The 10,815-nt window shown below is 69.0% G+C and carries 13 protein-coding genes; 12 read left to right on the top strand and 1 reads right to left on the bottom strand.

Translation table 11 applies throughout. The features are described from left to right. On the top strand, positions 1-534 hold a 534-nt coding region (locus VET27_RS27445), incomplete at its 5' end, for an endonuclease domain-containing protein (protein WP_526523279.1). A 14-nt stretch (positions 535-548) separates the two neighbouring features. Here VET27_RS27445 and VET27_RS27440 read toward each other — a convergent pair. Further along, positions 549-1,571, bottom strand: coding sequence for an RNA polymerase subunit sigma-70 (locus VET27_RS27440; protein ID WP_526523288.1), 1,023 nt, complete (start codon positions 1,569-1,571; stop codon positions 549-551). Between the two features lie 51 nt (positions 1,572-1,622). Here VET27_RS27440 and VET27_RS27435 point away from each other — a divergent pair, with 51 nt between their 5' ends. From VET27_RS27435 to VET27_RS27385, 11 genes are all read left to right on the top strand, one after another. Beyond that, a complete protein-coding gene (locus VET27_RS27435) occupies positions 1,623-2,462 on the top strand; it encodes an alpha/beta hydrolase (protein ID WP_526523278.1) in 840 nt (279 codons plus the stop codon). After that, positions 2,459-3,520, top strand: a complete 1,062-nt coding sequence (locus VET27_RS27430; RefSeq protein ID WP_526523277.1) for an alpha/beta hydrolase family protein — start codon at positions 2,459-2,461, stop codon at positions 3,518-3,520. The genes VET27_RS27435 and VET27_RS27430 overlap by 4 nt, the downstream gene beginning before the upstream one ends. Positions 3,521-3,537: 17 nt before the next feature. Continuing rightward, the gene (locus tag VET27_RS27425) at positions 3,538-4,470 is read left to right on the top strand and encodes an NADP-dependent oxidoreductase (protein WP_526523276.1); all 933 of its coding nucleotides are present in this window, start codon (positions 3,538-3,540) and stop codon (positions 4,468-4,470) included. A 9-nt stretch (positions 4,471-4,479) separates the two neighbouring features. After that, complete coding sequence (locus VET27_RS27420; protein WP_526523275.1) at positions 4,480-5,229, top strand: DUF2786 domain-containing protein; 750 nt, start codon at positions 4,480-4,482, stop codon at positions 5,227-5,229. 7 nt (positions 5,230-5,236) lie between these two features. Then, on the top strand, positions 5,237-5,728 hold the full coding sequence (locus VET27_RS27415; RefSeq protein WP_526523274.1) for a TIGR04338 family metallohydrolase: 492 nt from the start codon (positions 5,237-5,239) through the stop codon (positions 5,726-5,728). Positions 5,729-5,746: 18 nt separating this feature from the next. Beyond that, positions 5,747-6,418: an O-methyltransferase gene (locus tag VET27_RS27410; protein WP_526523273.1), complete on the top strand. Its 672-nt coding sequence runs from the start codon at positions 5,747-5,749 to the stop codon at positions 6,416-6,418. 7 nt (positions 6,419-6,425) lie between these two features. Continuing rightward, complete coding sequence (locus tag VET27_RS27405) at positions 6,426-7,130, top strand: dienelactone hydrolase family protein (RefSeq protein WP_526523272.1); 705 nt, start codon at positions 6,426-6,428, stop codon at positions 7,128-7,130. Between the two features lie 63 nt (positions 7,131-7,193). Next, complete coding sequence (locus VET27_RS27400) at positions 7,194-8,114, top strand: DUF4129 domain-containing protein (RefSeq protein ID WP_526523271.1); 921 nt, start codon at positions 7,194-7,196, stop codon at positions 8,112-8,114. Next, positions 8,111-8,596, top strand: a complete 486-nt coding sequence (locus tag VET27_RS27395; RefSeq protein ID WP_526523270.1) for a hypothetical protein — start codon at positions 8,111-8,113, stop codon at positions 8,594-8,596. The genes VET27_RS27400 and VET27_RS27395 overlap by 4 nt, the downstream gene beginning before the upstream one ends. Further along, complete coding sequence (locus tag VET27_RS27390; RefSeq protein WP_526523269.1) at positions 8,593-9,558, top strand: AAA family ATPase; 966 nt, start codon at positions 8,593-8,595, stop codon at positions 9,556-9,558. The genes VET27_RS27395 and VET27_RS27390 overlap by 4 nt, the downstream gene beginning before the upstream one ends. Beyond that, entirely contained in the window at positions 9,555-10,814 is a 1,260-nt protein-coding gene (locus tag VET27_RS27385; RefSeq protein ID WP_526523268.1) for a DUF58 domain-containing protein, read from the top strand. The genes VET27_RS27390 and VET27_RS27385 overlap by 4 nt, the downstream gene beginning before the upstream one ends. Position 10,815 lies beyond the last annotated feature (1 nt).

Here is a 10,815-nt window from a genome sequence, read left to right as displayed (position 1 = left end):
CCCGTCAGGACTGCTTTCGACCTCGGGCGCCGCCGAGGACGGACGCTCGCCGTGATCCGGGTGGACGCGTTGACCAATGCGACGGGTCTGCGGGCGCCGTCGATCGAGGCGCTCATCCGACGGCATGGCGGGGTTCGAGGGCTACGACAGTTGCGCGAAGTAGTCGACCTGGTGGACGGCGGGGCGGAGTCACCGCAGGAGACCAGAACGCGGCTGGTCCTCGTCGATGCGGGGCTGCCGCGGCCCAGAACGCAGATCGTGGTCGACGACTGGCGGATCGACATGGGTTACGAGGAGTTCAAGGTAGGTGTCGAATACGACGGTGTGCAGCATTGGTCTGACCCGCGCCAGCACCGTCGCGACATCGACCGTCTTGCGGAGCTGCTGGCCCGAGGGTGGCTCATCATTCGGGTGAGTGCCGACATGTTGCGCTATCGCCCCGGCGTGATCACGAGCAGAACCTGCCAAGCGCTGCGTCAAGCCGGGGCCGAATGGCCAGTTATCACTCGCATTTTGGGCGATCGCGTGGCATAAGTGGCCACTCGGCGTCAGAGCGTCGCGGGCAGCCCGAACTCTTCGAAGATGCCGTCCTCGGCGTGGAACGCCACCACGTGCGAGACGCCGCTCGGCTGGACGGAGAGCACGTGCATCTGGAAGGCCTCGTGCGCACCCGTCTCGCGGTTGAGCATGTAGAGCGCGGCGGCCGGCTGCCCGTTGGCGGTGGTGCTGGCGAAGCGCATGTCACCGGGTCCCTCGGCGGGGCAGTGCACCTTGGACAGCGTGACGATGTCCGCAGGCCCCCGATACCAGCTGTCGAACGGGGGCATCTCGAAGATCGCGTCGTCGGTGAACAGCGTGACGAGCCGGTCCATGTCATACGTCTCGAACGCGGCGATGTACTTCGCCAGCATGTCCTGCGCCTCCGGCGACTCGGGCGCTGCGATGTCGTCGTCCTGGCTTGGCTGAATCTCGCGGAGCTGCGCGCGAGCCCGCTGAAGCAGGCTGTTGACCGCCGCGGTGGACACCCCGATCGCCTCACCGACCTCGGCGGCCTTCCATTGCAGTACCTCGCGCAGCACCACAACCGCCCTTTGGCGCGGCGAAAGATGTTGCAGCGCAGCGATGAACGCCAGACGCACCGACTCCCGCGACTCCACGATCACCGACGGATCCGACGGATGCTCACGCGGCGAGTCCGGCAACGGCTCGAGCCAGGTGATCTCGTGGTGTTCCGCGATGTCGGCCTTGGGGTCGGAGTTCGGAGCGCCGAGCCCGGTGGGCAGCGGGCGACGCTGACGCCCGTCGAGCGCGGTCAGACACGTGTTGGTCGCAATGCGGTACAGCCAGGTCCGAATCGACGACCGGCCTTCGAACCCCTCGTAGGACTTCCACGCGCGAAGATACGTCTCCTGCACCAGGTCCTCGGCGTCGTGAATCGACCCGGTCATGCGGTAGCAGTGCGCCATGAGCTCCCGCCGGTAACGCTGCGCATCGGCGAGGAAGGCGTCTTTCGATTCGAAGCTTTCGGCGAGCACGCTCACGCCGAAGAGCCTACCGAGAACCTGTGACAGGCGACACCGTCGTCGTCCCGATCATTTAGCCCGGCCCGCTAGTCTCCCCTGATGGCCACCACCCGCAGCGAACGCAGTTTCGACGGTGCCGGCGGAGTCCGCATCGTCTACGACGTGTGGACTCCCACCACTGAACCGACGGGTGTGGTGATTATGTGCCACGGCTACGCCGAGCACGCCCGCCGCTACGACCACGTCGCGCAACGCTTCGGCGAGGGCGGGCTCATCACCTACGCCATCGACCTGCGTGGACACGGCCGCTCCGGCGGCAAACGCGTCTACCTGAAGAACCTGTCCGAGTACACCGACGACTTCCACCACCTGGTCGGCATCGCCACCGCCGCGCACCCCGAACTCAAGCGCGTGGCGCTCGGTCACAGCATGGGCGGCGGCGTCGTCTTCACCTACGGCGTCGAGCACCCCGAGGACTACGCCGCGATGGTGCTGTCCGGGCCAGCGGTGTACGCCCAGGACGCGGTGTCGTCGGTGATGATCACGGTCGCAGGAGTGCTCGGCAGCATTCTGCCCGGACTTCCCGTGGAGAACCTTCCGGCCGACGCGGTGTCCCGCGACCCGCAGGTGGTGGCCGCCTACGAGGCCGATCCGATGGTTCACCACGGCAAGCTGCCCGCGGGAATCGCCAAGGCGTTGATCCGCGTCGGCACGACGATGCCGCAGCGCGCGGCGTCGCTGACGGCTCCACTGCTCGTCGTGCACGGCGGTCAGGACAAGCTGATCCCCGTCGACGGCAGCCGCAGGCTCATCGAGTGCGTCGGCTCGACCGACGCCAATTTGAAGGTGTACCCCGAGCTCTATCACGAGGTGTTCAACGAACCGGAGCGCGCCATCGTGCTCGACGACGTCGTGTCGTGGATCGAGGTGCACCTGTGAAAAGTGTTGCGCGACAGATTCTCTGGCTGATCGCGGTGGTGCTGGTGGCCGCGGGCTGCTCGTCCGGTGGCGGCGGTGGCAAGGACGACACGCCGCCGCGGCAGGGCTGGGTCGAGGACGACGTCAGCTTCGTCGCGGACGGGTTGACCATCTACGGCACCTACCGGCATCAGGCGGACGCCGCGCCCGGTCCGGCGGCGCTGCTGATCTCGGAGAGCGGCAACACCGATCGCAACGGCGACAACGCGGTCGCGGGACCCGTCGGCAACATGCGTCAGCTGGCGGAGTATTTATCGGGCAAGGGCATCGCCACCCTGCGCTACGACAAGGTGGGCACGGGCAAGACCGGGCTCGGCCCGTACGCGCTGCGTCCCACCGAGGTCGGCAGCGCGGTCTACGACCTGGGCGCCAAGGCCGCGGTCCGGTACCTCGCAGGCCAGCCGGGCACCGACAAGGCTCGCATCTCCGTCTACGCCCTCGGGGAGGGCACCGTCCATGCCATGTCGCTGGCCAACGACACCGCTCCCGACGCGCCGAAGATCCACTCGCTGGGGCTCTTTCAACCCCTCGCGGGCCGATACCTCGACATCATCACCGGGCGCGTGCGCACCGGACTGGACGCGGACGTGGCCGCGGGTGCCAAGACGCGTCAGCAAGCCGACGCGGTGCTGACGACGTGGAACGCCGCCGTCGACGAAGCGCGCACGAAGCGCACCGTGCCCGCTCAGTTGCCCGAGGGGCTCGGTGCCATCCTCAACCCGTCCAACGTCAGGGCCGTCGTCGAGGCCGACGGGATCGATCCGCTGAGTTTGGCGGCCGACCTGCCCGCGGGCATGCCCGTCCTGGCCACCTGTTCCGACTCGGACAGTCAGGCCACGTGCCCCGCCGAGCAGCCGCTCTTCGACGCGCTCGCCCACACCGCAGTGACCGTGGTCCAACTGAAGGGCGTCAACCACGTCCTGCGCGACGACCCGACAGACAACGTCGGCAACTACGCCAAGCAGGACCCGCTGTCGCCTCAGCTGGTAACCGCGCTGGACGCCTTCGTCGACAAGTAGTGACTAGACTCCCACCCATGACGAGAACAGTGGTCGCGGAAGCTTACGGCGGGCCGGAAGTTCTTGTGCTGCAAGACATCGAGCTGCCCGAGCTCAGCGAAGGGCAGGTGTTCGTCGACGTCCGTGCCGCAGGGGCCAATCCGATCGACTACAAGCTCTACGGCGGCGAGATGGGCCGTGACGCCGCCAGACTGCCGATGCCGGTCGGCATGGAGGTGGCGGGGGTCGTCGCAAAGATCACGCCGGGAGCTGCCGGATACACCGGGCCACTGACACTCGGTGACGAGGTGATCGTCACCAACGTCAGCGGTGGTTACTCCGAGCGGGTCATCGCCGACGCGGCTGACTTGGGACACAAGCCCCCGTCGCTGAGCTTCGAGCAAGCCGCGGGACTACTCCTGGTCGGCGGCACCGCGTGGCACCTGTTGACGAACACCCGAGTGGGGACGGGCGACACCGTGCTGATTCACGGGGCCAGCGGCGGCGTGGGGCTCTTCGCAGTGCAACTCGCGGTCGCGCGCGGAGCGAAGGTGATCGCCACGGCAAGCCCCGCGCGGCACGATCAGCTGCGCGGATACGGCGCCGAACCCGTCCCGTACGGCGAGGGACTGGCTGACCGGGTGCGCGCGATCGGCCCCGTCGACGCGGCGCTCGACCTCGTCGGCACGGACGAAGCCCTGGACACCTCGGTGGAGCTCGTCGCCGATCGCGGCCGCATCGCCACGATCGCCGGTTTCGCCCGCGCAGCGGAGCTGGGCATTGCGGCGCTGACCGGGGCCGATGGCGGTCAGGCGATCCGTGACGCCTCCCGGGTCGAATTGATCAGGCTCGCGGCGACGGGTGCGCTGGACGTGACGGTGGACCGGGTGTTTCCGCTCGATCAGGCGTCCGAAGCTCACCGGTATCTGCAGACCGGGCACGCCCGCGGAAAAGTCGTACTGGTTCCATAGCTTGACGACATGAGTGACGACAAGATGCTGGCGCGCATCGCAGCCCTCCTGCGCCAAGCCGAGAACACCGACAACCCCCACGAAGCCGAAGCGTTCCTGTCGGCTGCGCAACGACTCGCGACCACCACGTCGATCGACCTCGCCGTGGCCAGGGCGCACTCGTCGACGCGCAGTCCGGCGCAGGTGCCCGTCCAACGTACGATCACCATCGGGGAGGCGGGCAGCAAGGGGTTGCGCACCTACGTTCAACTTTTCGTGGCGATCGCGATGGCCAACGACGTGAAGTGTGACGTCGCGTCCAACTCGACGTTCGTGTACGCCTACGGTTTCGCCGAGGACATCGACGCCACACACGCGCTCTACGCCAGCCTGGTGGTGCAGATGGTGAAGGCGTCCGACGCGTACATCGCCACCGGCGAGCACCGGCCCACCCCGACCATCACGGCACGCCTGAACTTTCACCTGGCGTTCGGAGCGCGCGTCGGGCAGCGGCTGTCGGAGGCTCGCGAGGAGGCCAGACAGGCCGCCACCACCGGTCGCGATCAGCAGCCAGGTACGGCAATCGCGTTGCGCAACAAGGACATCGAATTGAAGAGCTTCTACCGCGAGGCGTCCAAGGCGCGTGGCACCTGGCGCGCCTCGAGTGCCTCGGCGGGTTACTCGTCGGCGGCTCGCCGTGCCGGTGACCGGGCGGGACGGCGAGCCCGGCTCGGGCCGAGCACCGAGTTCGCCGGGGCGCGAAAGACCTTGGACCGTTAACGGGCCGGTGCCGCGGGACGCGCAGCGCTCCAAGGTCTACGCCGCAGAGCAGTTCGTGCGGACGCTCTTCGATCGCGCGACCGAGCGGGGCAGTCAATCCGTCGACTTCTTCGGGGCCCAGCTGACCTTGCCCCCGGAGGCACGGTTCGCCTCGGTGGACTCGGTGCAGCGCTATGTGAACGACGTGACGGGCCTGCCGTCCGTGCAGATGCGCTGGCCCACGGCCGAACCGTTGGCGGTGCGGGGCCGCCGCGGCGTCACCGCAGCGCACTACGAGTACGACGGCAGCGTCGCCACGATCGCCGTGCCCGATCGGCACACCACGTGGGCGCTGCGCGAACTGGTGGTGCTGCACGAGATCGCCCACCACCTCAGCCGGGCGGAACCGCCGCACGGACCGGAGTTCGTCGCCGCGTTCTGCGAGTTGGCCGAGGCGGTCATGGGCCCGGAGGTCGGCCACGTGCTGCGCGTGGTCTACGCGAAGGAAGGCGTGCGTTAGCGCGAACCCGCTAGCCTGATGCGAGTGAACGACCCAGACCCGCAGGCGCTCGATGCGATGCTCGGCGAGCTCTTGCACACCGAGGACGACGTTCTGGCCGCGGCTCGCACGGCGGCCGACGCCGCGGGCATGCCGCGAATCGAGGTCTCGGCGCAGCACGCCAAGCTGCTGTCGCTTCTCGCCACCATCACGCACGCGACCAGGGTGCTCGAGATCGGCACCCTCGCCGGATACAGCACGATCGCCCTGGCCCGCGGCGTGGGACCCGGGGGCCGCGTGGTCACGCTGGAGTGCGAGCACACGCACGCCGAGGTGGCCCGGGCGAACCTGGTGGCGGCCGGTGTCGACGCCCGCGTCGAGATCATCGTCGGCGCCGCCCTGGACACGCTTCCGAGGCTGGCCGTGCGGGAAGAGCGCTTCGACATGTTCTTCATCGACGCCGACAAGGAGAACAACGCCGCGTATGTGCAGTGGGCGGTCGAGCTCGCGACTCCCGGCGCGGTGATCGTGATCGACAACATCGCCCGCTCCGGACGGGTCCTCGATCCGGCGCCCGACGACCTCCAGGCGCGCGCCGTCAAGGAGATGTTCGCGATGATGGGCGACCACCCGGCTCTGGACACCGCGGCGATCCAGACCGTGGGCACCAAGGGGTGGGACGGCTTCGCGATAGCGGTCGTACGCAATTAGGAGCGCGATGTCCGACATCACCTATCCCGCACCGGCGGGTCCGCTGCCCGGGTACCTCGCGGTGCCGGACGGGCAGGGCCCGTGGCCGGGTGTCGTCGTGATCCACGACGCCCTCGGGTTGTCGGCCGACATCAAGCGCATCGCCGACCGCATGGCCGCCGCCGGATACCTGGCGCTCGCGCCCGCGCTGTTCCGTCGTGGATTCCGGCCGCGGTGCGTCGTGAGCACGCTGCGTGCGTTGTCCGCCGGCGATGGCGCTGCCCTCGACGACATCGTCGCGGCGCGCGAGTACCTCGCCGCCGACGCACGTTGCACCGGCAAGGTCGGCTCGGTGGGCTTCTGTATGGGCGGCGGGTTCTGCCTGCTGCTCGCACCGCGTGGGGTCTTCGACGCCGCCGCACCGAATTACGGCCCGCTGAACGATTCGGACTATCCGTCGCTGCGCAGCTCGTGTCCGATGGTGGCGAGCTACGGGGCCGTGGACCGGATGTTGCCGGGGGCGGCGGCCAAGGTCGGGGCGGTCCTCTCCGAGGGAGGTGTGCCGTACGACGTCAAGGAGTACGCGGGTGTCGGCCATTCGTTCATGAACGACTTCCGTCTGCCCGCGCCGCTGCGGTTGATCGAGAACGTCGCCGGACTCGCGTACTCCCGACCGGAGGCCGAGGACGCCTGGCAGCGCATCTTGGCGTTCTTCGCCCAACACCTCGCATGACCGACGCGGTCGCGTAGCGTCGGCCAGGTGCAGCCTCGGGGGAGGACACGCAGTATCGCTCCCGTGACCGTCCTGGTCGCGCTCCTCTTCGTGGCCGCGGCCGCCCTGCGCGGATATCTTCCCGGGGCCGAACCAGGCCCTCGCGAACCCGCGGCCGACAACCCGATCGCGCTGGCAGGCGTCGTCGGGCTGCTCGTGGCCGCGGTCGCCGTCGTTGCGGTCGCGGTGGTCACCCGGCTGCGGAACCGCAGCGCCGCCCCGCCACGCGGGAACGCACGGTCCGATTGGCTCCGTGGCGACCGAGGGCGGCCGACGTGGAGGATAGCGCTCGTCGCGTTCGGGCTGATTCTCGGCTGGCTTCTGCTCTCCATGTTGCTCGGCCGACTCGGCGGCGGACCCGGGAGTGACGCGGGCACCCCCGGTGCGACGCCGGACGCCGCAGACTCCGCCCCGGACGTCAGCGGCTCAACTCCGACCCTGCCGACGGAACCGGACACGGGCTCCAACCTGCTCGGGTACCTCTACGGGGCGACGGTCGTCTTCCTCGTCGTCATCGTGGTCGGGTCGATGATCGCGGCACGCAGGCAACGCCCGCCCCCGGCGTCGAATCCGACCGCGTTCGACGACGACTCCACCTCCGATGCGGACACTGGATCGGAATCCCTCGCGCGCGCAGCGAAAGTCGGCCTCGCCGAGGTCGGTGACCTCACCCGCGAGCCACGCAAGGCGATCATCGCCTGCTACGCCGCCATGGAGCGGCAGTTGTCGCTCCTGCCGGACGCCGCTCCGCGCGATTTCGACACCGCGTCGGAGGTGCTGGCCCGCGCGGTCGAGCACCACGCCCTAGCCCCGGACAGTGCGACGCAACTGGTCGATCTGTTCGAGGAGGCGCGGTTCAGCCCGCACGTGATGAACGAGGGGCACCGCGATGCGGCGGTCGCCGTCCTCACGCAGGTGCTCGACGAGCTTCGGAGCCACGCGTGACGAAGGTGGCCGCCGCGGCCTTCGTGGTGGTCCTCGGCGCCCAGCTGATGGCGCTGTCCCACCCCGACAAGCACGTCGTCCTCTGGACCGGGGCAGCCGCCGCCATGCTCGTCCTGCTCCTGGTGCGCTGGTTTCTGGTGCGCGACGCCGGGTCCGCAGTCGACGATTCCCGCGCCCGTGACCCGGCCGAGTCGTTGCGCCGTTGGCGGTCGAAGACCGAGATCCTGATCGCCCGCGCCGACTCCACCCGGTCGGACTGGGACAAGTACCTGCGACCCATGCTCGCGCGGCAGTTCGAGCTCGCGACGGGGCAGCCAAAGGCCAAAGATCCGAGGGTCTTTCACGCGACGGCCATCGCGCTGTTCGGTGAGCAGTTGTGGCATTGGGTGGATCCCGACAACGTGTCGCGCAGCGGGGCCGAGGAGCCGGGCCCCGGGCGCGCAGTGCTCAACGACGTGCTGCAACGCCTGGAGGGAATATGACCCTGTCGGTCACCACGACCGCTGCCCATTGCGAGGCGGTGCTCGACGAGATCCAACGCGTCGTCGTGGGCAGACGTCCCGCGCTGACGCTCATCCTCACGGCGCTGCTGGGCCGCGGGCACGTGCTCATCGAAGACCTCCCCGGCCTCGGCAAGACGCTGATCGCGCGCTGTTTCGCCGCCGCCCTCGGCCTGGAGTTCAAGCGGGTGCAGTTCACGCCGGATCTGCTCCCCGCCGACCTCCTCGGCTCGACCATCTACGACATGCAGTCGGGCCGATTCGAGTTCCGGCAGGGGCCGATCTTCGCCAATCTGCTTCTCGCCGACGAGATCAACCGGACGCCGCCGAAGACTCAGGCCGCCCTGCTCGAGGCGATGGCCGAGCGCCAAGTCAGCATCGACGGTGTCACCCACCAATTGCCGGAGCCCTTCATCGTGCTGGCCACCGACAATCCAATCGAGTACGAGGGCACCTATCCGTTGCCCGAGGCGCAGCTCGACCGGTTCACGATCAGGCTGGAGCTCCGTTATCTGACCGAGCGGGACGAGGCGTCGATGCTGCGGCGGCGGCTGGACCGCGGTTCAGCCGAGCCGACCGTCGAACGCGTCATCGACGCTGGTGAACTGCTCGCGATGCGCGAATCGGTCGAGCAGGTCACCGTGCACGAGGACGTCCTGCAGTACGTGGTGTCGCTGGCGGTGGCCAGCCGCCAGCATCCCCAGGTGGCGGTCGGTGCGAGCCCACGCGCCGAGTTGGACCTGGTCCAACTGGCGCGCGCCCGCGCGCTTCTGCTCGGCCGTGACTACGTCATTCCCGAGGACGTCAAGGCGTTGGCGGTCCCCGCCATGGCGCACCGCATCAGCCTGCGCCCCGAGATGTGGGTTCGACAGGTGCGCACGTCCGACGTGGTCGAGGAGCTGCTGCGTCGGCTCCCGGTCCCGCGGACGCGTGGTGCGACGTGATCGACACGCGCACCACTGACGTCGAGATACGCTGGCGCGCTTCGCCACTCGCACTGTCCATCGCGACGTGCGCCGCGGTGGCGCTCGCGGTCGCGTTGATCGGATCCCGTTGGCAGCTGGTCGTGTTCGCTGCCCCGCTGCTCGGAGCGCTGGTGTCCTTGCGCTGGCAACGGCCGTTGCCCACCGTGCGTATCCACGCCGAACCCGGAATGGTGCGTTGCTTCGAGGCCGAGCAGGTCCGGCTGGCGGTGTGGGCGACGGCCGACGACGGAACGCCGGTCGAGTTGACGGTCTCCACGGCTGCGGGTGCTTCGCTAGAGGTGACCGGACGACCGTCGGGACGGATCGAGCTCGTACTGTCCGTCGAGCGGTGGGGCCGGTATCCGATCACCGTGCGGGTCGACGTCGTCGGGCAGGGCGGTCTGCTCGCGGGACGGGCCGCCCTCGAAGCACCCGTCGTGGCGGAAGTCTTCGTATTTCCCGTCGCCCCAGCACAATCGACCGCCTTGCCACGGACCGAACTGCTCGATCGCCTCGGCACGCACATGACGCGACACGTGGGCAGGGGCGTCGAGTACGGCGGCATCCGCGCCTATGTGCCGGGTGATCAGTTGCGGACGGTCAACTGGCCCGTCAGCGCCCGCCGGGGCAGCCTGCACGTCACCGAGCGACTGAGCGAACGGGCAGCCGACGTGGTCGTCGTCGTCGACACCTACGACCAACCGCCGGGGCCCGCCACCGAAGCGACCGAACGCACGGTGCGCGGGGCCGTCCAGGTGGTGCAGAGCGCGCTGCGCAACGGAGACCGGGCAGGCGTCGTCGCACTCGGCGGGCAACCACGCTGGTTGGGCGCCGACATCGGCCGCCGTCAGTTCTACCGGGTCCTCGACGCAGTTCTCGGTGCCGGCGACGGACACGAGACCACCACCGGCACGCTGGTTCCGCGTGCGGCCGTACCGCCGGGAGCCGTCGTCGTCGCGTTCTCGACCCTTCTCGACACGGACTTCGCGCTGGCGTTGATCGAGCTCTGCCGCCGAGGACACGTCGTGGTGGCGGTCGACGTGCTCGACGGTGCACCGTTCGACGACCTGGACGACCCGTTGATTGCGCGGATGTGGACGATGCAGCGGTCCTTCATGTACCGCGACATGCGCACGATCGGTGTCGACGTCGTCGCGTGGTCGACCGACGGGACCTTGGATCAGGTGATGGGTCTGGTGCCGCGCCGCCGCCGTCGCGCCTCGGCGCGGAGGTGAC

This window comes from Mycobacterium sp. (genome assembly GCF_035633495.1).
In the GTDB taxonomy this organism is placed as follows: Bacteria; Actinomycetota; Actinomycetes; order Mycobacteriales; family Mycobacteriaceae; genus Mycobacterium.
This window is presented reverse-complemented; position numbering and strand designations above follow the sequence as displayed.